This window comes from Sorangium sp. So ce124, assembly GCF_051525235.1.
Classification (GTDB): Bacteria; Myxococcota_A; Polyangia; order Polyangiales; family Polyangiaceae; genus Sorangium; species Sorangium atrum.
This window is the reverse complement of sequence record NZ_CP150312.1, coordinates 4237589-4258799: the sequence shown is the minus strand read 5'-3', so window position 1 is coordinate 4258799 and position 21211 is coordinate 4237589. Positions and strand designations below refer to the sequence as shown.

The 21211-nt window shown below is 73.1% G+C and carries 18 protein-coding genes; 6 read left to right on the top strand and 12 right to left on the bottom strand.

The genetic code is table 11. The features are described 5' to 3' along the window. Positions 1-137 precede the first annotated feature (137 nt). The 7 genes from WMF19_RS16140 to WMF19_RS16110 form a co-directional block, all read right to left on the bottom strand. A complete protein-coding gene (locus tag WMF19_RS16140) occupies positions 138-2249 on the bottom strand; it encodes an ATP-binding cassette domain-containing protein (RefSeq protein WP_437899919.1) in 2112 nt (703 codons plus the stop codon). Then, entirely contained in the window at positions 2246-5017 is a 2772-nt protein-coding gene (locus WMF19_RS16135; RefSeq protein ID WP_437899918.1) for an ATP-binding cassette domain-containing protein, read from the bottom strand. Before WMF19_RS16135 ends, WMF19_RS16140 begins: the two co-directional genes overlap by 4 nt. After that, positions 5014-6165, bottom strand: a complete 1152-nt coding sequence (locus WMF19_RS16130) for an HlyD family secretion protein (RefSeq protein WP_437899917.1) — start codon at positions 6163-6165, stop codon at positions 5014-5016. Before WMF19_RS16130 ends, WMF19_RS16135 begins: the two co-directional genes overlap by 4 nt. A 1-nt stretch (position 6166) precedes the next feature. After that, entirely contained in the window at positions 6167-7132 is a 966-nt protein-coding gene (locus WMF19_RS16125; protein ID WP_272103749.1) for a sigma-54 interaction domain-containing protein, read from the bottom strand. Positions 7133-7677: 545 nt separating this feature from the next. Further along, on the bottom strand, positions 7678-8211 hold the full coding sequence (locus WMF19_RS16120) for an LEA type 2 family protein (RefSeq protein WP_437329474.1): 534 nt from the start codon (positions 8209-8211) through the stop codon (positions 7678-7680). A 194-nt stretch (positions 8212-8405) separates the two neighbouring features. Beyond that, a complete protein-coding gene (locus WMF19_RS16115) occupies positions 8406-8810 on the bottom strand; it encodes a hypothetical protein (RefSeq protein WP_437899916.1) in 405 nt (134 codons plus the stop codon). Between the two features lie 130 nt (positions 8811-8940). Beyond that, on the bottom strand, positions 8941-10191 hold the full coding sequence (locus tag WMF19_RS16110; RefSeq protein ID WP_437899915.1) for an NrdH-redoxin: 1251 nt from the start codon (positions 10189-10191) through the stop codon (positions 8941-8943). A gap of 93 nt (positions 10192-10284) precedes the next feature. Here WMF19_RS16110 and WMF19_RS16105 point away from each other — a divergent pair, with 93 nt between their 5' ends. Continuing rightward, complete coding sequence (locus WMF19_RS16105; RefSeq protein ID WP_437899914.1) at positions 10285-12615, top strand: heavy metal translocating P-type ATPase; 2331 nt, start codon at positions 10285-10287, stop codon at positions 12613-12615. On the opposite strand, the gene WMF19_RS16100 is transcribed toward WMF19_RS16105, so the two are convergent. Further along, positions 12578-13246, bottom strand: a complete 669-nt coding sequence (locus WMF19_RS16100; protein ID WP_437899913.1) for a phosphoribosyltransferase — start codon at positions 13244-13246, stop codon at positions 12578-12580. The genes WMF19_RS16105 and WMF19_RS16100 overlap by 38 nt on opposite strands. Positions 13247-13438: 192 nt before the next feature. After that, positions 13439-13666, bottom strand: a complete 228-nt coding sequence (locus WMF19_RS16095) for a hypothetical protein (protein ID WP_437899911.1) — start codon at positions 13664-13666, stop codon at positions 13439-13441. Between the two features lie 40 nt (positions 13667-13706). Here WMF19_RS16095 and WMF19_RS16090 point away from each other — a divergent pair, with 40 nt between their 5' ends. Beyond that, positions 13707-13856: a hypothetical protein gene (locus tag WMF19_RS16090; protein WP_437899910.1), complete on the top strand. Its 150-nt coding sequence runs from the start codon at positions 13707-13709 to the stop codon at positions 13854-13856. Between the two features lie 8 nt (positions 13857-13864). Continuing rightward, the gene (locus WMF19_RS16085) at positions 13865-15343 is read left to right on the top strand and encodes a ferredoxin reductase family protein (RefSeq protein ID WP_437899909.1); all 1479 of its coding nucleotides are present in this window, start codon (positions 13865-13867) and stop codon (positions 15341-15343) included. Positions 15344-15390: 47 nt separating this feature from the next. On the opposite strand, the gene WMF19_RS16080 is transcribed toward WMF19_RS16085, so the two are convergent. The 3 genes from WMF19_RS16080 to acsA all read right to left on the bottom strand — a co-directional run bounded on the left by WMF19_RS16080 (position 15391) and on the right by acsA (position 19686). After that, complete coding sequence (locus WMF19_RS16080; RefSeq protein ID WP_437899908.1) at positions 15391-16299, bottom strand: PLP-dependent cysteine synthase family protein; 909 nt, start codon at positions 16297-16299, stop codon at positions 15391-15393. Positions 16300-16635: 336 nt separating this feature from the next. Beyond that, the gene (gene bfr, locus WMF19_RS16075) at positions 16636-17241 is read right to left on the bottom strand and encodes a bacterioferritin (protein ID WP_437899907.1); all 606 of its coding nucleotides are present in this window, start codon (positions 17239-17241) and stop codon (positions 16636-16638) included. Between the two features lie 657 nt (positions 17242-17898). Then, entirely contained in the window at positions 17899-19686 is a 1788-nt protein-coding gene (gene acsA / locus WMF19_RS16070; protein WP_437901638.1) for an acetate--CoA ligase, read from the bottom strand. Positions 19687-20015: 329 nt separating this feature from the next. Here acsA and WMF19_RS16065 point away from each other — a divergent pair, with 329 nt between their 5' ends. Genes WMF19_RS16065 through WMF19_RS16055 form a run of 3 tightly spaced genes read left to right on the top strand, consistent with a single transcriptional unit; the run spans position 20016 to position 21210 of the window. Further along, positions 20016-20297 (top strand): N-ATPase subunit AtpR, encoded by a 282-nt coding sequence (locus WMF19_RS16065; RefSeq protein ID WP_437899906.1) that lies wholly within the window; start codon positions 20016-20018, stop codon positions 20295-20297. Then, positions 20294-20971, top strand: a complete 678-nt coding sequence (gene atpB / locus WMF19_RS16060; RefSeq protein WP_437899905.1) for a F0F1 ATP synthase subunit A — start codon at positions 20294-20296, stop codon at positions 20969-20971. Before WMF19_RS16065 ends, atpB begins: the two co-directional genes overlap by 4 nt. Continuing rightward, positions 20968-21210 carry a F0F1 ATP synthase subunit C gene (locus WMF19_RS16055; protein ID WP_437594783.1) on the top strand — a complete coding sequence of 81 codons (243 nt, stop codon included), beginning with the start codon at positions 20968-20970 and terminating at the stop codon, positions 21208-21210. The genes atpB and WMF19_RS16055 overlap by 4 nt, the downstream gene beginning before the upstream one ends. Position 21211: the final 1 nt, after the last annotated feature.

Below are 21211 nucleotides of genomic sequence, written 5' to 3'. Positions count from 1 at the left end.
CCCTGCGCGCACGACGGCCTGTCCTGGACAAAGCGAAAGGGTGGTTCGCAAGCGACTGTGAACGCTCACATCGGCGGCGTCAACCGAAACGCTGGCGACGACACCCCTATGTCGAGCCGTCCTCCGCTCCCTCACGCTCACGGGTGCGCGATGACGATCAGCGCCGGCGCCCGCTCCAGCACGGCGCCAACGCACTCGCGGGCCGTCAGCGGATCCAGCGCGCCGAAGCTCTCGTCGAGGATCACGGCGTCCGAGCGCTGCAGCAGCGCGCGCGCCAGGAACAGCCGGCTCCGCTCTCCGTGCGAGAGCTGCCACCCCGTCTCGCCAACGACCTGATCGAGCCCCGAGGGCATCCTGTCCAGCAGCGGCCCGAGGCCCAGCTTGCGGCAGACGACCTCCGCCTCCCGCCGGTCCTCGGGCGGCGCGGGCCACGCGCGGCCCATCAGCAGGTTGAACGCGAGCGTCCCGGAGAGCACGTGGTTGTCGTGGAACTGCGGCGCGCTCGCGACGCGGCTGCGCCACGCGGCCCCGCCCAGCGTCCGCCGGTCGAGGCCGCGCAGCAGCACGAGCCCCGACGACGGCGCGTGAAGGCCGCTGAGCACGGCCGCGAGCGTCGACTTGCCGCCGCCGGAGCGCCCCTCGAGCAGCAGCCGGTCGCCCTTCGAGAGCACCAGATCGCAGCCGCGGAGGACCGGCTCGCCGCGCTCCCCGTCGTAGCGGAACGAGACGCCCCGCGCCTCGATCACGACGTCCGACGTCGCGGGGCGCCCGAGCACGGCCTGCGGGATCCCGGCGGGCTCGCGGCCCTCGGCCGCCGTGAAGAGCCGGGCGATCGAGCGCCACGAGACGGCGGCGGAGAGGAGCGCGCCGAGGCTCGTCGCCAGCGTCGCGAACGCGGCCTGCGCCTGGAGGATGCCGCCGGTCGCGACGACGAGCGGGCCCGCGCCCACCCCGCCCAGGACCGCCGGGACCAGGCCGAGCAGCCCGAGCGCGAGCCACCCGCGCGCCGGGAGCGACGCGAGGAGATCGCCCACGCCATCCATCCCCCGCGCGGCGCGGTGGTAGCGCTCGAGCGCCGCGTCCTCCTCCAGGTGGTGAAGGTGCGAGGCCTGCTGGGCGACGCGCGTCCGGTGCCCGACGACGTGCTCCACGAAGCCGCTCGTGATCGCGAACCGCTCGCCCGTCCACGCCGCCCGCTCCCGGGCGAAGCGGCGCCCGAGCAGCGCCACGGCGAGCGTCCACCCGAGGAGCAGCGCGACGTGGAGGCCGCCGCCGGCGCCGGCGGCGAGGACCGCCGCGGCGCTCGCGAGCTGCACGAGCGCGACGATCGCCCCGAGCGCGCCGCCGAGACCGGCCGTCTCGACCGCCTCGGACTCGGAGACCATGGCCAGCAGCTCGCCCGAGCCGCGCGCCCGGATCGCGGCAGGATCCATGCGGAGCGCGCCGCACAGCAGGCGCTGCTTGAGGAGCGCGGCGACGTCGATCGTGAGCATGCCCCCCGTGAACGAGGCGAACAGCTGCACGAAGAGCGCCGAGAGCGACAGGAGCACCCACGCGAACAGCCACCCCGGCTGCACGTCGCCGTCGAGCGCGCCCGCGCCGATCAGCCACCAGGCGAAGACGCCGAGCGCGATCTGCGAGGCGGCAGCCGCGAGGAAGATCGCGCCCCGGCGGAGCACCCCGCGCCTCGAGAGCAGGCGCCGGAAGCTCGACCCCGGATCGGGGCGGAGCAGCCACACGCCGTCGATGGGGCGATCCGCGACGAGCTGGGCGAGCAGCTCGTCGCGCGCCCGGGCGGCGCGCCGCGGCGGGACCTGCGCCGCGGCGAGCCACTTGTCGACGTGCGACGCGGGGCGGTCCTCGAGGTGCGCGGTGAGCGCCCGGCGCACGGTCTCCAGCGGGATCCGCGCCGACGTGAGCGCCGGCGTCAGCACCGAGAGCCCCCGCCGTCCCGCGGACGTCACCGCGAGGTAGCCCTGCTCGACGCGGACGATCGAGGGGCCGAGGGACGCGAGCGCGCCCCCGAGCTCGGCGAAGCTGCACTGGATGGCCTCCGCCTCGACGCCCATGCAGCCCGCGTACGCCTCGATCCACGCGGTGGGGTCGCCCTCCGGCGGCGCGCCGGGCGACGGGACCGCGCTGGTCGCGAGCCCGCACGCGGCGGTGAGCGCGCTCATCGCGTGGCCGAGCGCGGACGGCTGCCACACGACCCCCGCCAGCGCCGCCTGTGCGGCCTCGCCCGCCTTCACGCCGCCCCCTGGATGAGCCGGCCGCCCTCCATCGTCGCGCTCCTGAAGCGCTCCTTCGACCAGACCTCCTCGCGCGCCCGCGCGTCGGCCTCGGCGAGCGCGCGGTAGCGGCTCCGCGGGTCGTCCATGAGCTCGCGCGGCGCGCCGTCCTCGACGACCCTGCCCCCCTCGACGACCAGCACGCGATCGAAGCCGAGCGTGTCCATGACGTCGTGGCTGACGAGGACGAGCGTCGAGCGCCCCCAGTGCTCCCGCGCGCGCGCGAGCAGCTCCCGGCGCCGCTCGCGCTCGAGCCCGCGGAACGGCTCGTCGAGGAGCACGAGGCGCGCGTCGCCTTTCATGAGCGCCCGCGCTAGGCGGACGCGCTGCCCCTGCCCGCCCGACAGGCGCGCGCCCCCCTCGCCGATCGACGCCTGCAAGCCGTCGGGAAGGCTCTCCAGGACGCCGGTGAGCTCGGCCTGGCTCATGGACAGGGGCACGCGCGCGAGGGCGTCGCCGGCGTGGCCGAAGGTGATGTTCTCGAGGAGCGTGCGGTTCCAGAGCTGGATCGCCGGGTCCACCCACGCGGTCGCGCGGCGGAGGCGCTCGACCGCCGCGTCGTCGAAGGGGCGCCCGTCGACGAGGACCACCCCTCCGGACGCCCGCAGCCACCCGAGGAGCAGCGAGATCAGCGACGATTTCCCCGCGCCCGACGCCCCCACGATCGCGACGTGCGCCCCCGCCGGGACGCTCAGCGAGACGTCGGACAGGAGCGTGTGCCCTCCGGCCTTCACGCTCACGCCGCGGAGGTCGATCGAAGCGGCGCACGCGGCGCCCTGCGCGGCGCGCGCTGCGTCGACGGCGTCTTCGGCGGGCGCGCGGGGCAGGTCCATCTCCGGCGCCGCGAGCGGCGCGAAGAGGCGCACGGAGGCGTTGCGCACGTTCTTCCAGCCGAGCAGCGCCGCGACGAGCTCCTGCGCCGCGGCGGGGAGGCGCAGCGACCAGAACACGAGCAGGAGCAGCGCCGCGGCCGGGCCGCCGGAGGCGACGTAACCGCCGACGATCGCGACCGCCACGGCCGTGCTCGCGATCCCCTGGGCGGCCTGCATGGCGGTGGACTGCGCGTGCACCAGCCGGCCGGTCCGCGCCCACTCGACGAGCAGCGCCTCGTGCTCGCGCCGCACCGCACGCTCCGCGCCGTGGACGCGGATGGGCACGACGCCGAGCAGGGCGTCGAGGTAGAACCGCTCGAGCGACGCCGCGTGCGTCCGCAGGCGCATGAGGCTCTCCACGAGCGGCCGCCGCGCGAGGTACGGGGCGGCGAGCGCGACCGCCGCTGCCACGAGCGACAGCCACGCGCCGCCCGGGTAGAGCCAGACGACGCCGAGGAGCGTCGCGGCGAACGACAGCGCCGCGCGCGCGATGCGGGCGAAGAGCGCCGGGGCCTCGCGCATCAGGTGCATCGCGTGGCCGCGCGCGGTCATGTCCGAGGTCGGCCGGCTGCGCAGGTAGCGATCCTCGAGGCGCGGCAGCTTCTCCAGGAACGCCGCGCGGAAGCGCACCTCGAGGGCGCGCCCCAGGCGCGACACGGCGTGGGCCACGAAGATCTCGAGCGCCAGGCCCCCGGCGGCGAACGCGACGAGGGCGAGGAGCCCGAGCGCGCGCTGGTACGCGACGGTGACGCTCTTCACCGCGTCGAACAGCCCGCGGAGGACGACAACGTCGATCGCTGCGATGGCCGCGCTCGCCGCGAGCGCCACCCCGACGAGCGCGAGCGCCCCGCCCGCGTCGGCGCGCAGCATCCAGAAGAACAGGCGCGAGGGGGATGGCGTCGGCAGCTCGAGCTCCCGGCGAACGGACGCCGGAAGCGCCGCGGTCGCGGTCGCGCGCGGCGCCGGCCGGTCCGGCGCAACCCCGCGCGCGGCCTCGGGCGCGGCGCTGCCGCGGTAGCTCGGCGGCGGCGCCGCGGCGGAGGGCGCAGGCGCGCGCGCGGCCTCGCTGACCTCGCCCGCGGCGCGCTGACACGGGCCGACGTGGACGATGACGGCGCCGTGCACGAGGAGCTTCCCCGGCGCCTTGCCCTCCGTGGCCCAGAAGAACCCCTTCGGGATGGCGCCCGCCTCCCCGGCGAGCGCGCGCTCGAAGACGCCGTGGAGCACGCGCTGCGCCTCGCCCCCGCGCGCGATCGCGCCGCCGCGGACGAGGCGCGCCACCATCCGCACGGCCGCGTCGAGCGCCGCGAACGGCTTCCACCCCGGGTCCGCGTCGGCCCGGGCGATCAGCGCCTCCCCGTCCGCGCGCAGCGCGCGCAGCTTCGCGCGGAGCGGGCCGAGCGAGTCCGCGGACGACGCCCACCGCCGCCACCGCTCGATCGAGATCGGGATCGGGAAGTGCGGCATGTCCTCCATGAAGCGCGCTGAACGCACCCAGCGGCGCCCGCTCCCGGGGTCGAGGATCTGCACGAACGGCCCGAGCCGGCGCCAGACGACCACGAAGTGGAGCGCGCCGCCCGCGCCGCGCTTGACCACGATCGCGGGCAGGCAGTCGGCCTCTGGCAGGAGGAAGCTGTCGTGGGGGACGACCACCTCGGCGGTCGCGAGCCCGAGCTCCTGCCCGAGCGCGGCGAGCGCGTCGATGGAGGTCCCGTCCACGTCCGTCTGGCAGCGGTCGCGGAGCCACTCGTAGTGCACGTCGACGCCGAACCCCTGCAGCACCGCCTTGAGCGCGGCGGGGCCGCAGTCCATGAGCGACGCCTGCAGCACCTCGGGGACGAGGAACGCGCGCTTCATCGCGCGCCTCCCGGCGCCACGGCGCGCAGGAGGAGCGCCCACGGAGAGACGCGCTCCACCTCGACCTCGGTGGTCCCCGGCATCCCGTGCTGCACAGGGATCGACGCCGCGCTCTCCGGCCGCACGAGGAGCTCGACGCGGATCGCGCCGTCGTACGGCTCGCTCGCCACGTGGGAGACCTCCCCCTCGATCATGCCGAACTGCGTCCACGCGAACCCGTCGAGGCGCATCCGCGCCCTCTGCCCGGGGACGATGCGCCCGACCGCGTCGGACGGCGCGAAGAGCGCGACCGCGTGGAGGTCGTCGCCGGGGACGACCGTCGCCACGAGGTCGCCCGGCTTGAGCACGTCCCCCACCTGGAGCGCCGCGATGTTCCCGAGCTTCCCCGCGATGGGCGCGCGGACCTTGCGCCGCTCGATCTGCGCGAGCGCCGTGGCCACGGCCGCCTCGGCCTCCTGCTGCTCGGCCACCAGATCCCCGAGCGCGCGCGCCAGCTCCGCGAGGCGGGCCGCCGTCTGCCGCTCGTCGTGGTGCCCCGCGACCGAGAGACGCCGGAGATCGGCGCGCGCCCCCTCCGCCTTGAGCCGCTCGTCGGCGGCGCGGCTCTTCGCCTCGAGGTGGTCGGCCGTCGACGCGAGCCGCTCGTCGTGCAGGCGCTCGGAGATCGCGCGGAGCTCCTCGCCGTGCGCGGCGGAGAGATCCCGCTGGCGCAGGTCGATCCTGGCGCGCGCGACAGAGGCGTCCGACAGCTTCACCTGCCACGCGCGCACCTCCTCCTCGACCGCGATCTGGTGCTGCAGCGCGTCGATCTTCGGCGCGAGCGCGGCCGCCCTCGTCCGCTCCTCCTCCAGGCGCCTCTCCTCGACGGAGGCGTCCAGCTCGACGAGCACCTCCCCTTGCTCGACGTTGCGCCCGAGCGAGACCTGCACGACCGACACGCGCCCGGGCTCGGCGGCGGCCACGCGGTGGGCCATCCGGCTGACCTCCAGGCGCGCCTTCCCGGTCGTCGCGTAGACCGAGACGCGCGCCGCGTGCATCCAGGCCGCCCAGGCGCCGAGCACCGCGAGGATCACGGCGAGGCGGATCCAGATCCTCGGCCCGCGCTCGGTCTCGAGCGACCGCATCGTGCGGAAGAACGGCGAGGCCACGTCAGCACTCCTCCAGCGCGACCTTCTTGCGGGGCCGCGCGATGCCGTACGCGTTGAGCTTGTTGGTGAGGGTGCGCCGCGAGACGCCGAGCAGCTCGGCGGCGCGCGTCTGGTTCTGGCGGGCCTGCTCGAGCGCGGCGACGATGCGGTCCCGCTCGAAGGAGCGCAGATCGCCCTTGATCCCGGCCTCGACCGGCGCGCGCGGCGCCTCCAGCATCAGGTGGTCCGCGCCGATCGGCCCGCCCTTCGACATCACGACCGCGCGCTCGACCACGTGGCGCAGCTCCCGGACGTTCCCCGGCCAGGCGTGCGAGAGGAGCGCGGCGGTCGCCTCCTTCGCGAGCGGCGGCGCCGGGCGCGCGAGCCGCTGCGAGAGGCGCGCCGCGAAGAGCGCCGCGAGCGGCAGGATCTCGGAGGTGCGGGCCCGGAGCGGCGGGATCCGCAGGGTGATCGCGTTGAGCCGGAAGTAGAGGTCCTGGCGGAAGCTCCCCTCCCGCACCATCTGCTCGAGATCGCGGTGCGTCGCCGCGATCACCCGGACGTCCACGCGCCGCGGGCGCGTGCTCCCGACGCGGACGATCTCGCCGTACTCCAGCGTGCGGAGCAGCTTCGCCTGCGTGCGCGGGGACAGCTCCCCCACCTCGTCGAGGAAGAGCGTGCCCTCGTGGGCGGCCTCGAACAGCCCTTCGCGCGGCGCCACCGCCCCGGTGAACGCGCCGCGCTCGTGGCCGAAGAGCTCGCTCTCGACGAGCGACTCCGACAGGCTCGCGCAGTTGACCTTCACGAAGCGCTCGCGCGGGTGCCGCGACATGCCGGCGATCCACTCGGCCACCACCTCTTTTCCCGTCCCGGTCTCGCCGAGGATCAGGACCGGCAGCGGCGTGGGCGCCACGGTCTCGAGGGCCTCGCGCAGGCGCCTCATCTCCGGATCGAGCGCGAGAAAACCGCTGGAACAGTCATCCACCATGAAAGCTCCCCCTCGCGCCGAAGGCGCGGGACGCGCGTGTCGCAAGTGCGACCGAGTTCAGGAGCGAGCCGAAGCAAGTCGGTGGCCAACGCGCCGCTCCGTCCATGAACGAGCTGGCCAGGATGCCCCCCATGCTCCTCGGCGGCGCGAGGCATCGCCGAGGAGAGCGCGTATGAAGTTGCAGGCTGTCCTGCGCGGAGGTCGCGCGACGAGGCTCGCCGCGCCGCCTGGAGGCCGGAGCCTCCACCTGATGGCGGGAGCCGCCACCAGGAACGAGGAAGACGCTCGCGGCGCGAGCGCGCTGCCGTCATGACCTGTTATTGCACCGAGCGTCGATCTGGCCGGCCGGCCGGCCAGCGCGGGCGCCGACGTCGAGGGCAGCCGCGCCAGGTCGGCGCGACTTGCGCAACATCGGCACGTAGTGCGCCAGCGTGGTGGACACCTCGGTGCATGGTCCTCGCCGGAGGCCGAGCGGGTGTCCGTCCGCCCGGGGGCGCCTTCTGGACCGCTGGCGTGCAGCCATCAGGCTCCGGGCGCGGCGGGTGTTATCGCAGGATGCCGAGGGCGGTCTCGATCTGGTTGCGGGCGACGACGCCGTGATCGTCGACCGAGTAATCGTCGGCCTCGAGCCGGAAGGTGCGCGTCGCGGTGACGTCCGCCCTGCCGCTGAAGCGGTACGGGATGACGGGCGACGTGAGCGTCTCCCGGAGCAGCTGGAGGCCGAGATCGACGGGGACGCTGACGGGGACGCGGACCTGCGTCGTGCGGTCGGAAGGGAGCCATACGCCGTCGCCGTCGGCCCGGAAGTCGACCGGCAGCGGGTAGCGGCCGGCGAGCACGACCTGGCCGCGGACAGCGCGCACCGCCACGTCGTACGAGTTCGGGTTGTGGACGTTGACGACGATGGTCATGAGGATGCCGAGGCTCGGCGGGAAGGCGATGCGGATCCCTGTGATCTCGGCGTGATCGAGCTGCATCGTCGGCTTGCTCACGCAGGCGGCGCCGGCGATCGCCGTCAGCGCTGCGAGCGCGAGCGCGGGCAGGCGGCGCAGGCGGGTGGTCTTCCGGGGAAACGGCACGAGCGCGAGCTTAGCCGCGCAGGGCCACGCCGTCACCTCGCGGCGTGGCGGGGCGAGCGCGTCGAACGGCGGCGCGCGCTCGACGGGCCGCGGCGCTCGGGGACCGCGGCGCTCGGGGACCGCGGCGCTCCGCTCGCGCCGGCGATGCCCGTCGGCGAGCCGGATCCACGTTCCCAGGGGTCGTCGGCCGCCGGTCAGGACGAGCGCCCGGAGGAGCTGGCGGAGACGCTGTCGTGAAGCACCTCGCGTGTCCCGGCGCCGGCGACGAGCAGCCATGTCTGGAGCGTCTTCAGGTCGTGCGTGGCCTCCACGGCGGACTTCAGCGCCGGCGGCATGAGGCCGAACCGCTCTTCGTAGAGCTCGATCGTCGCCTGCGCCATCGCCTGCGCCATCCCCTCGGCGCGCCCCTGCTCGATGAATTGCCCGACGAGTTCCTTCCTGGCCATCACGGACTCCCCTTCCTCCCGCGTCGCCGGCCCGTGCTCGGCGACCTCCGCCCGCGAGCGTAGCAGGGGACCGAGCGCGATGTCGCGCGCCGGCGCCGCGTGCAGCGGCCGCCGGGGGTCGTCGATCGCCTGTCGGAGCGCGCGCCCCCTCATTGGCCGGATCAACGATCCCTGACGTATCAGGGCCTCGCTTGAGCGGTGGTGCGTGCCGGACGCAGGCGCCCCGAGACGGTCGCCGGCTACCGCGTGGCGGGTCTCAGGGCCGCTGTGCCCTCCGGGGCGATCATGTCGCCAGCCAGGTGGGCTTGAACAGCAGGAGGAGACCGAGGAGCACCATGATCGCTCCGCTCAGCAGCTTGAGCCATCGCCCCTCCTTTTCCTGCAGCCTGCGGCGGCTCAACGTCACCACCGCGACGCCGACCATGACGATGTCGTCCGCCATATAGGCCACGTTGTAGAGCCCGAGATAGGCATAGTGCTTCCACGCCGGGAGGCGCTTCTCGACGAGGAGCTGGGTGTAGAGCGCCGGCAGGCCCGCGGTGCAGAGGAGCTCGACGACGTTGACCATGACGGCGAGGAGGCACGCGGCGGCGAGCGCGGCGGGCAGGCTCTCCGCCCTGACGACGGCCCGCATCCTCGCGTAGATCCCTGGCTTCACCGACTCAGGGATGCTGAGCGACACGCCCCGCTTCCATGCGAAGAAGTCTTTGACGTGGACCGAACCGGCAAGCACGGCGATGGCTCCCAGCGCGATCTGCACGGCGCGCGAGGCGCCGACCAGGAGAAAGAAGTTCAGCCAGGCAGCCATGAAGGCGAAGTAAGCGAGACCGCTCACGAGCACGAATACGCCGGCAATCAGCAGCATCTTCGCCCGGCTCCGCAGCGTGGCGAGGAAGGAGAGGAGAAAGAGGAGCACCCACGTGGCGCACGGGTTGAATCCGTCCACGAGCCCCAGCAGGACGGTGAACGCCGGCAGGCCAAGATCGCGGACGTCCAGCCGCCCGAAGACGGGCACATCGACAACTCCCGCGCTCGGCCCGGCGCCGTCTGCCGGGCACGGTGGCTGCTCCGACGTGGGAGACGTCGGAGGCGTGAGAGGGCATGACGCAGCGGACTCGCCGGCCGCGGTGGGCGGCGGCGGCGCGTTGTCGAGCAACGCCTCGATGCGCCGGCCCGTCGCGTCGCGCCCCGCGTACCCGACGACGAGCACCCCGCGCACATAGAACGCGGGGACGCTCACGGCAGCGGTCGACTGCCCCTCGGCGATCGCCCTCAGCCGGTCGAGCGCCGTGCGGTCCTCGACAACATCCGAGACGATCGTGCGCAGGCCGGGTCGACGGCCCGCGAGCTCGGCCACGAAGCGCTTGGCCTCGTCGCAGCGAGGGCACCCCTCGCGCGCGAACAGCTCCACATCGGCGCGCGGCTCGATCGGCGCAGCTCGCCCGGAGTCGCTCCAGAGAAGCGAGAAGGCGAGCGCGCACATCACCAGCGCTCGCACGACGACGGCAGGTCGCATGCAGAGCGGCTGTCGCACGATGCATGCTCAGCGGATCACGTGATCAGCCCACAGTCACAGCGCGACGCACCTCGACTCGAGCGGCCGTCGCCGAGGAGCCGCGCGCTCGTCGTGTCGACGCTCTCCGGCCTGGCGGGCGGAGCCGCGGCGCACGCCGAGGGACACGCGCGCCTGGGAGACATGCTCTGGGCGGCCGGCGCGCTCATCGCCCTCGTCCTCGTGGGTTCGCGCATCCTGGCCGACGTGCTGAAGAAGCGGGCCGGCGTCGACGTCATCGCGCTCCTCGCCATCGGCGGCGCGCTCCTGCTCCGGGAGTACCTGGCGGGCGCGCTGATCGGCGCGATGATGGCGACGGGCAGCGCCCTGGAAGGGTACGCGGCCGCGCGCGCCCGGCGCGAGCTCTCCGCCCTCCTCGCGCGCGCCCCCCGCGTCGCGCACCGCCGCGAGGGGGCCGACGTCACGACCGTCCCGATCGGCGCTGTCACCCCCGGCGACCTTCTGCTGGTCAAGGCGGGCGAGATCGTGCCAGTCGATGGGGTCGTCGTGGGCCCTCAGGCGATCCTCGATGAATCGGCGCTGACCGGCGAGCCGCGGCCGGTGGAAAAGGCCCCCGGCGACCGCGTGGGCAGCGGGACCACGAACGCCGGCGCGGCCTTCGAGCTCCGCGCCGTCGCGAGCGCGGACGAGAGCACGTACGCCGGCATCGTCCGCCTCGTGCAGCAGGCGTCCGCCTCGAAGGCCCCGCTCGCCCGCCTCGCGGACCGCCACGCCCTGGCGTTCGCCGCGCTCTCGCTCGCCATGGCCGCCGCGGCGTGGGGCCTCACCGGCGACGCCGGCCGCGGGCTCGCTGTGCTCGTCGTCGCGACGCCCTGCCCGCTGCTCCTCGCGGTGCCCATCGCGATCATCGGCGGCATCTCGCGCTCGGCCCGGCGCGGCATCGTGGTGAAGGGCGGCGCCGCGCTCGAGGCCCTCGCCCGGGCGGAGATCCTGCTCCTCGACAAGACAGGCACGCTCACGTTCGGTGGCCCGCGCGTGACCGGAGTGACGTGCTTCCGGTCGATCGAGGACGACACGGAGGTGCTCCGCCTGGCGGCGTCCCTCGAGCAGATCTCGTCACACCCGCTCTCCACGGCCCTTGTGCGCGCTGCCCGCGAGCGTCGCCTCGGGCTGTCCTTCCCGGAGGGCGCTCGGGAGGCGCCCGGCGCCGGCATGACGGGCCGGGTGGACGGGCGCGCCGTCCGCGTGGGGAGCGCCGAATGGGCAGCGCAGGGCGCGCCGCTTCCGGAGGACGCCCGCGCCTTCCGGCGCCGCGCGTCCCGCGCCGGTGCGATGACCGTCTTCGTGGCCGTGGACAGCAGCGTCATCGGCGCGCTGACGCTCGACGACCCGATACGCCCCGATGCGCCGCGGACCTTGCGGGCATTGCGGAGGGTCGGCATTCGCCGTGTCGTGATGGTGACGGGCGACCACCCCCTCGTCGCCGAGACGGTCGGCGCCACGCTCGGCGTGGATCGCGTGCTCGCCCAGCGCTCGCCGGAGGAGAAGGTCGCCGCCGTGCGCGAGGCGCGCGCCGAGGGGCTCACCGTGATGATCGGCGACGGCATCAACGACGCTCCGGCGCTCGCCGCCGCCGACGTCGGCGTCGCGATGGGCGCGCGCGGGGCCACCTCGTCCGCCGAGGCGGCCGACGTGGTGCTGGTGGTGGACAGGCTCGATCGCTTCGCCGAGGCCGTGACCATTGCGCGCCGCGCCCGCGCGATCGCCGCGCAAAGCGCGATCCTCGGCATGGGGCTGTCGCTCTTCGCGATGGGCGCGGCGGCGTTCGGCTTCCTGCCGGCCGCCGCCGGCGCGCTCCTCCAGGAGGCGATCGACGTCGCCGCGATCCTCAGCGCGCTGCGGGCGCAGGGCGGCGGGCGCGGCGCGAGGAGGCCAGCCCTCGGGGAGGCCATGAGCCGCCGGCTGGAGCTGGAGCACGACCAGCTCATTCCGATGCTCGATCGGGTGCGGGTCGTCGCCGAGCGCATCGACCACCTGGCGAGGGAGGCGGCGCGCGCAGAGCTCGATGCGCTCGACCGCTTCCTCCGCGAACGGCTCCTACCGCACGAGCGCGCCGACGACGCCGAGGTCTATCCGGTCATCTCCCGGCTGCTCGGCGGCGAGGATCCTCTGGCGCCCATGAGCGCGACGCACCGGGAGATCTTCCGCCTGATCCGGCTGTACGAGCAGCTGCTCGGAGAGCTCGACCCGCGCGGGCCCACGGCCGCGGATGTGCAGGATTTCCAGCGGATCCTCTACGGGCTCCACGCGGTGCTGCGGCTCCATTTCGCGCAAGAGGAGGAGCTTTATGCGTCGCTGAGCGAGCGCTACCACGCGGAAGCCCCCGGCGAGCCGGCTCCGGGCACCCTCAAAACGCCTCTGGCGCACGCGACGCGCTCCGGTTGAGGGCCTCCCGGAGCAGCCGACAGACATCCTGCTCGGACACCGGCGAGTAATCCTCGTACCAGAGCCCGACCGAATAGACGGGATCGCGGATATGGCAGTACACGAACTCGCGCGCCCGCCCCGAGAGCTGCGCGTACGCCGCATACGATGCGACGGGAACGGCGATGACGATGCCCGCCGGGCCGCCTTGCTCGACCGCCGTCACGGCGGCGCGCATGCTCGCTCCGGTCGCCACGCCGTCGTCGACGAGGAGGAGCGTCCGATCCCGGATGTCAGGCGCCCTGTGGCAGCCGTAATAGACGCGCTCCAGGCGCTCCACCTCCCGGGCCTCCACATCGGCGAGCCATTGCACCGTCCTGTCCGAGACGCCCAGCGCTCGGCAGAGCTCTTCATCGACGACCCGAACGCCGCCGCTCGCGACGGCGCCGATCGTCATGTGATCATTGTTCGGCGCCACGATCCGGCGCGCGATCAGCACGTCCAGCGGCACCCGCAGGAGCTTCGCTATCTCGAAGCCCACCGGCACCCCGCCCCGCGGCAGCGCCAGGAGGGTCACGTCCTCCCGCCCCGCATAGGCGGTCAGCCGCGACGCGAGCTGGCGGCCGGCGTCGGCCCGATCTCGAAACGGCATGTTCCCCTCTCCAACCGGCGTCGCTGGGATCGCCGGCGATGCTCGGTGCAGAGTGCAATTGTCTCGCCAGGCGCCGCGCCTGACGCGGCCGGGGCGCTCTGGTCGCGTGGAGGCGTGTGCGACCGTTTCATCCCTTGGCCCGCGAGCTGCATGACTGGGCGTGAACGCACCTCTGCTGCGTATCTACGGAGATCATGTGATGAGCACCCGCCCGAGCCCGATCGCCCCGATCGCCGCCGAGCCGTCCGCCGCTGCGCGGCAGGCCAGGCGTTCGGTCGCGCCGGCGACCTCGATGCCTTTGAAGCGGGGCTTGATCGCCTGCGCGGCCTGCGTAGGTCTCGCGGCGTGCAGCGAGACCCACTCGACCCCCTCGCCGGAGCCGGCGCGGTTCGCCGATCGGATCGCTCCGCTGGCCGCCAAGCGATGTGACGGATGCCACGCCACGGCGCCGGGCGGATCCATGGCGGCATACCGCACCGCGAGATCGTTGGTCACGCCCGGCAAGCCCGACGAGAGCCTTTACTACACCCTGCCGGAGCGCCATCCGGCCGCGTGGGGAGACGCTGCCGGGCTGGTGCGCGCGTGGATCGAGGCGGGCGCGCCGGAGTAGCCTTGGCCGTGGAAGCGTGGGGGGCAGCGCGCACGCGCGTCGCTCGGCTGCTCTGGATCGCCGTCTACCTGGCGCTCGCCGCGAGCGTCCTCTTGCTGCTGCTCGTCGGCGCCGTCCCGAAAGGACGAGATCTCGCGGTGGAGATCGCGGCAGGGCTCGGCTACGTCGCGCTGGCGCTCCTCTCGCTCCAGCTAGCGCTGGGGGCGCGGGTACGGCGCGTCGTCAACGCGCTCGGCCTGGACGCGGTGCTCCTCTTCCACCGGCAGGCCGGGCTGTGGACCGCGGGCTTCGTCGCCGCGCACGTCGTGCTCCTCGCCGTCGCCGAGCCCTGGTACGTCGCGCACCTCCTCGACCTCTCCGCGAGCGCGCCGCGCGCGCTGGCCCTGATCTTCGCGCTGATGGGTCTCCTGCTGCTCGTGCTCGTCCCGCGCCAGCTGACCCGGCTGCGCATCCCCTACGAGGCGTGGCGCGTCGGGCACGGGCTGCTGGCGGTGACCGTCGTGGGGATCGCGCTCTGGCACGTGCTCATGATCGGACGCTCGAGCGCGACGCCGGCGAAGCAGGCCGCCGTCACGGCGCTCGTCGCTGTCCCGGCGGTGGCGCTGGTCGCGTCCCACCTGCTGCGCCCGCTGCTGGCGCTCCGGCGACCGTGGCGTGTCGCCGAGGTGCGCCGCGAGCGGGATGGCGTGTGGACCCTGGTCCTCGAGGCGGCCGGGCATGACGGGCTCCGGTTCCAGCCCGGCCAATCGGTCTGGCTCACGCTGGGCCGGTCGCCGTTCTCGCCCCGGCAGCACCCCTTCACCATCGCGTCGAGCGCGGCCTCGCCGCGGCGTGTGGAGCTCACGATCAAGGAGCTCGGAGACTTCACGCGCACGATCGGGCGGACCCCCGTGGGGACGCGGGCGTACCTCGCCGGGCCATACGGCGCCTTCGCGCTCGACCTCCGGGCTCCGCGCCCGCTCGTCTGCGTCGCCGGCGGGATCGGCGTCACGCCGATGATGAGCATGGTCCGCACGCTGCACGACCGGGGCGATCGCCGCCCGGTCCTCCTCGTGTACGCGAGCAGCACCGTCGATAAGATCGTGTTCGCGCAGGAGCTCGAAGAGCTCGCCCGCGCCATGGACCTCCGCGTTGTGCACGTGCTCGAGAGCCCGCCCCCCGGCTGGACCGGGCAGGTCGGGCTCATCGGACGCGAGCTCCTCGACCACCACCTGACCGACCGGTACGAGGGCGCGGAGGTCTTCGTGTGCGGCCCCGAGCCGATGATGAATGTCGTGGAGCGGGCGCTCCGCGACCGCGCCGCGCCCGGCGGGCGCGTGCACGCAGAGCACTTCGTGCTCGTCGGCTCGAGGCCGCCCGGGCGGCGATCGATGCGGGAGCAGCACATCCGCGCCCTCTCGGCGGGCATCGCGCTGATCCTCCTCGTGGCCGTGCTCCTCGTCGCCGCTGTCCGCGCCGCACCCGCGGGCTCCGCGAGTCCACATTGACCAAAGCAGACGATGAGCCCGGCGCTGAGGGCGGGCCGAGCTCGCGCTCAGCGCGAGAACCACGGCTCGCTCAGGTATTTCTCCCCTTCGTCCGGGAACAAGGTGACCACGTTCCTCAGCTCGGGGCGCTTCTCCTTGACCCGCCTGGCGGCCAGGAGGTTCGCCCCGGAAGAGACCCCGACGAAGCAGCCGTGCGTCCTCGCGATCCGCCTCGCCTCCTCGATCGCGTCTCCGTCCTCGATCAGGAGGACATCGTCGATGAGCTCGATGTTGTCCTCGATGAGCGGGGGCACGAACCCTTCGGCGATGCCCTCGATCCGGTGAGGTCGGCACACCGTGGGCAGTTGATGCAGACGCCCGTGGACGAGGGCGCACCGGGCAGGCTCGACGCCGAGGACCTTGACGTCGGGGTTGACCCGCCTGAAGGCCCTCGCGAGGCCGATCAGGGTCCCTCCGGAGCCGATCGCCGCGACGACCGCGTCGATCCTCCGGCGCCGGAGGGCGCGCAGGATCTCCCCGCCGAGGTGCTCTTCATGATCTTCCACGTTCCAGGGGCTCGCAAACTGGTTCACGTGGAAGTGATCCTCCCGCTTTCCCAGGGCGATCGCACGTTGCACCGCGAGATCCATCCGGTCCCGCGGGACGGTCCGCACGTCGGCGCCGAACGCCCTCATCATCTTGTAGCGCTCCGCGGACAGGCCCTCGGCGATGAAGATCGTCACCTTGTACCCTTTCACGGCGCCGACCATGGAGACGGCTGTTCCCGTGTTTCCGGACGAGGCCTCGACGATCGTGGTGTCCTTCTTCAGGAGCCCTGCCATCTCCGCCCTCTCGACGACGTACTTGGCGAGCCTGTCCTTGATGGATCCAGAGGGGTTAAGGTGCTCGCATTTCACGTGAATGCCGTCGAGCGTCAGCAGGGGCGTTTTGCCTATCGCGTCGAGTATCGTCTTCATGTCCATGGCCCGCGTCGTCCAGCGCGCGTACCGGCGCCACGGCCTCGCGCCGCGCTCCCGATGCGCTGCTAACCTGGCTCGTCGTGCACGACCCGGTCCGCTCGGCTGCGTCACCGCCGTAATCGCTCGCGAGGTGGTGAGATCCACGCACGGCACATCGCGCCGCGTCATGCTCCTCGTCAACCGGCGCCCGAGGTGTCCTCAGCCGCCGGGGCTCCTTCGCGAGGGGAACCTGCTCCCCGCTGTCGACGGGCGCTGCGGTCTCAACGAGGTTACGGAGTGATAATCGGTCGCCGCTTTGCCCTCTTCCACCGCTGATAGATGTGGTCGTCGCCGTCACCCGCCCTTGGCGGCTGCCCCTGTCGGGGCGGCTGTTCCTGCGTCGCCGCCTGACGTGAGTTGACTCTGGAGGTAGGTGCTCTCGCCGAGCTTCTCGATGAGGAAGAGCTGCGTCTGGATCCAGGCGATGTGCTCCTCCTCGTCAGTGAGGATCCTAGTAAACAGCTCCGCGCTCGCGTTGTCCCCCTGCTGGCGCGCGATCGCGATCCCCTCGTTCAGGCGCTTCACGGCGCGGTGCTCGAGCGCGAGGTCGTTCTGCATCTGCTCGGTGACGGTCTCGCCGACCTTCGGGTTATCCTTCATCCGCGGCTCCGGTGTGCCTTCCAGGAAGAGGATACGCTCTGTCACGCGGCCGGCGTGCGACATCTCATCGTTCGATTCCCTCTGCAGGACATCGGCGAGGCGCATGAACCCGCGGTTCCTGTTGAGCTTGGAATGCATGAAGTACTGGCTGACAGCGAGTAGCTCGGCAGCGAGAACGTCGTTCAGAACATCAACAACCTGCTTGGAACCTCTCATGTAGACCTCCCCCTCGTACAGCCCTGCCCCGATGCGCCTCGCGCCGAAGTCTGCGGGCGCTGCTCCACAAATCTGGGTTGCCAAAGACCCGGTGTCAATTAGGCCTTTTACGACTCCACGGCACGCTCGTACCGGCGGCGCACCCTCGTCTACGCCGGGCGGGGCGCGCTGTCCCCCACGACGCGAACGGGCAGAGACCGAGAGCGCCGATACGGGCTCTCGCGACCGACCCCACCGTCCCGAGTCTCCAATGCCGCCTATCGCCATCCTCGACAATTCGCTGGTGACTCTGGGGTATCACTCCGACAAGAAGATCGGTTAATATCCTATCCACTGGTTCGTCCGCAGGGCTGAATACGCAGAATTCCTGGTGGAGGGCGCGGCCGTCCTCGGGCGGCCCCGAGCTCGCCGGCGCTGAGCACCGGTGTCCACGCACCAGCGCCCGACGTGGCCATCGACACCCGCACGGCCGCCCCAAGCTCGCCGGCGTCCTCCTCGACGCTGCGGCCGCGATGCCTGCTCCGGCGTCATGTACGACGCCAGCGCGACCCGAACCGCGCGCCCTCTCGGCCAAGCAAGTCCCTCATCCAGAGCCACGACCCTACCGGCGCCGAGGTGCGGGGAATGAGCTCGCCGGGCGCGGTGAGCCCGGCGGCCGGGCGCACCGCGAGCGCGGACGCGGCGCGCGGCTGAGCTAACCTGCGTGGCCGACCGGAGAGACGGGTCGTGCCCGCACGGCGCTCACGGCGCCTCCTCCCCGGCCGTCCCGGTCGCCCCCGTGGTCGCCTCGAGCGTGGACAGGTCGCCCTCGGGCAGACCGAGCTCGCGCGCCCGGAGCAGCCGCCGCATGATCTTGCCGCTGCGCGTCCGCGGCACCGAGCCGGCGAAGGCGATCTCGCGCGGCGCGACCGCCGGCCCGAGGTGCTTGCGCGCGAAGCCGATGAGCTCCCGCTCGACGTCCGGGGATGGAGCGTGCCCGGGCTTCAGCGCGACGAACGCCTTGACGATCTCGCCGGCGATCGGATCCGGCCGCCCGATCACGGCGGCCTCGGCCACGGCGGGGTGCATGAGCAGCGTGCTCTCCACCTCGAAGGGACCGATGAGGTGCCCGGCGCTCTTGATGACATCGTCGTCGCGCCCGACGAACCAATAGTATCCATCCTCGTCTCGCCGCGCGAGATCGCCGCTCAGGTACCAGCCGCCCGCGAAGCACTTCGCATAACGCTCTGGGTTGTTCCAGTAGGCGCGAAACATCGATGGCCAGCCGGGGCGCAGCGCGATCTCCCCCTCCACGTCAGGCTGCTCGATCACCTCGACACCCCCCTCGGGTGTGCGGCGGACGATCGCCGCCTCCACGCCAGGCAGCGGGCGCCCCATGGATCCCGGGCGGACATCCACGGAGGCGAGGTTGGCGATCATGATCCCGCCCGTCTCGGTCTGCCACCAGCCATCATGGAAGGGGCGACCAAGCACCTCGTCGCTCCATGACACCGCGTCCGGATTCAGGGGCTCACCCACGCTGGCCATGAAGCGCAGCGCGCGGAGGTCGCGGGCGCGGAGCGGCTCCACGCCGGCTTTCATGAGCATCCTGATCGCCGTCGGCGCGGTGTACCAGACCGTGATGCGCTCTCGCTCGAGGATCTCGTACCAGCGCTCGGCGTCGAAATCGGCCTCGTCGACGACCAGGGTCACGCCGTTCGTCAGCGGCGCGAGGATGCCGTAGGACGTGCCTGTCACCCACCCCGGGTCCGCCGTGCACCAGAAGATGTCGTCTGGATGGAGGTCGAGGGCGAGCCTCCCGGTCACATGGTGCATCAGCACGGCTGCGTGGACGTGGAGGGCGCCCTTCGGCGTGCCCGTCGTCCCGCTCGTGAAGTGCAGCAAGGCCGGCGCTTCCGGGTCGGTCGGCGGGACCGGCGCCGCGGCGGGCGCCCCGTCGAGCAACCTCCGGTAGGAGAGCGTCCCCGGCGCCTCGCCGTCCACGAGGATCACATGCTCGAGCCGCGGCAGCTCGCCGCGGATCGGCGCGACCCTGCGCGCGTAGAGCCGCGAAGTGGTCACCAGCACGCGCGCCTCGCCGATGCTCATCCGCGCGCGCAGCGGCTCGGGGCCGAAGGCCGAGAACAGCGGACAGAAGATCGCCCGGTGCCTGAGCGCGCCGAGCGCGGCGACGTAGAGCTCGGGCGTCCTGCCGAGCAGCGTATAGACGCGATCTCCCGGCCGGACCCCCAGGCCGGCGAGCGCGCCGGCGAAGCGGGCCGTGAGCTCGGCGAGCTCTCCGTAGCGGATATCCACCCGCTCTCCGTCCTTGCCGAGCCAGCGGATCGCGACGCGATCCCTGCCAGCGCCCGCGGCATGGCGGTCCACGGCTTCGTAGGCCATGTTGAGCCCCTGTCCGCCGGGCAACCCGGTCAGCTCGGCCCGCGCCTCCGCCCACGAGAAGCGGCGGCACGCCTCCGTGTAGTCGGCGAGGTTCGGCGGCGGCTCTCCCGCGCCGCGAAGCTTCTTGATCTGCCTCGGCGCCTCCATCATCACCTCCCCTGACCGGCACGCAACCACCGTACCCGGCGCGGGCTCTTGCCCTCGGCGCTGAAGTGGCGACAAAGAGCCCACGCCGCCCAGGCGGCCACGGCCGCTCCACACGCTGCTCGCGCAGCGCACGCACACGGGCGCTGCGCCTCTTCCGCAGCGCCGGGCTGGCCTTCGCCGCGAGCGCCCCGGAGCTCGGGGTCGCCGTCACCTCCGTTCCGGGCGCGGGCTCACGCCTTTCGATCGGGCGCCGCTCTCTTATTGATCCGACTTGGTCCGGCGCGCCGCCGGCGCGCGGAGCGGGCGGCCCGGAGCGCAAGGAGAACGGCATGTCGTCCCTCATCTGGTCCCTGGTCGGCGCGTCGCTCGCGGCGGCCTTCTTCGGCGCGCTCGCCCGCTCCGTCCGCCGGCTCCTCGCCGAGGGCGCCACCGCGCGGGCGCTGCTGCTGCACGCGGGGCGGTGGCTCCTGCTGCTCTCGGCGCTCACCGCGATCGCGCGGCTCCACGGCCGCGCGCTCCTGCCCGTCGTGGCAGGGTTCGCGCTCGTCCAGGCCGTGGCTTGCATGGTCGCGCGGGCCTACCCGGGGCCGACGGAGGACAGGCGCGCATGAGCTCGCCGCTGGCCGAGCCCACCCTCTTCCACGTCGGTCCGGTGCCCTTCACGGAGACCATGCTCACGAGCGTCGCCATCACGGCGGCGCTCGGGGGCGCGAGCGCCCTGATCGGACGGCGGCTGTCCGTGAGGCCAGGCAGGCTCCAGGCCGCCACGGAGGTCGTCGTCGCCGCGATCGGCGATCAGATCCGCGCCATCCTCCGGCGCGATCCCGCGCCCTACCTGCCGCTCCTCGGCACGCTCTTCCTCTTCCTCGTCACCGCCAACTGCGCCGGCGTGCTCCCCATGGTCCATGCCCCGACCGAGCGCATCGAGACGCCGCTCGCGCTCGCGCTCATCGTCTTCTTCTCCGTCGCGGGCTACGGCGTCCGCGCGAACGGCCTGCTCGGCTATCTCAAGCACTTCTTCGAGCCGAGCCCGCTGCTCGCGCCGATCCACCTCCTCTCGCAGGCGACCCGGACCTTCTCCCTGATGATGCGCCTGCTCGGGAACATCATGAGCCACGGGCTCGTGCTCGCCGTGGTCGTCTCGGTGGCCGGCCTCCTCGTGCCCATCCCCGTCATGGCGTTCGCGCTGTTCGTGGGGGTCGTGCAGTCGTACATCTTCACCGTGCTCGCGGCCGTCTACGTCGGCGCCGCGATCGAGGAGCAGGTCGACGGGAGGGCCGCGTGAGCGCGGAGAGCCTGAGCATCCTCGGCGCCGTGCTCGCGGTCAGCGCCGGGGCCGTCGGGCCGGCGTTCGCCGAGGGCCGCGCGATCGTCGCGGCCATGGAGGCGATCGCCCGCCAGCCGGAGGCCAGCACGACGATCGCGCGGACCCTGTTCGTCGGCCTCGCGATGATCGAGGCCACGGCGATCTACTGCCTCGTGGTCGCGCTCGTCCTGCTCTTCGCCAACCCGTTCGTGCGCTGAG

Coding starts and splice junctions, on each gene's coding strand:
- WMF19_RS16135 (WP_437899918.1), bottom strand. CDS start 5,017: ATGAAGCGCGCGTTCCTCGTCCCCGAGGTGCTGCAGGCGTCGCTCATG.
- WMF19_RS16125 (WP_272103749.1), bottom strand. CDS start 7,132: ATGGTGGATGACTGTTCCAGCGGTTTTCTCGCGCTCGATCCGGAGATG.
- WMF19_RS16115 (WP_437899916.1), bottom strand. CDS start 8,810: ATGAGGGGGCGCGCGCTCCGACAGGCGATCGACGACCCCCGGCGGCCG.
- WMF19_RS16100 (WP_437899913.1), bottom strand. CDS start 13,246: ATGCCGTTTCGAGATCGGGCCGACGCCGGCCGCCAGCTCGCGTCGCGG.
- WMF19_RS16090 (WP_437899910.1), top strand. CDS start 13,707: ATGGCGGCATACCGCACCGCGAGATCGTTGGTCACGCCCGGCAAGCCC.
- WMF19_RS16080 (WP_437899908.1), bottom strand. CDS start 16,299: ATGAAGACGATACTCGACGCGATAGGCAAAACGCCCCTGCTGACGCTC.
- acsA (WP_437901638.1), bottom strand. CDS start 19,686: ATGGAGGCGCCGAGGCAGATCAAGAAGCTTCGCGGCGCGGGAGAGCCG.
- WMF19_RS16065 (WP_437899906.1), top strand. CDS start 20,016: ATGTCGTCCCTCATCTGGTCCCTGGTCGGCGCGTCGCTCGCGGCGGCC.
- atpB (WP_437899905.1), top strand. CDS start 20,294: ATGAGCTCGCCGCTGGCCGAGCCCACCCTCTTCCACGTCGGTCCGGTG.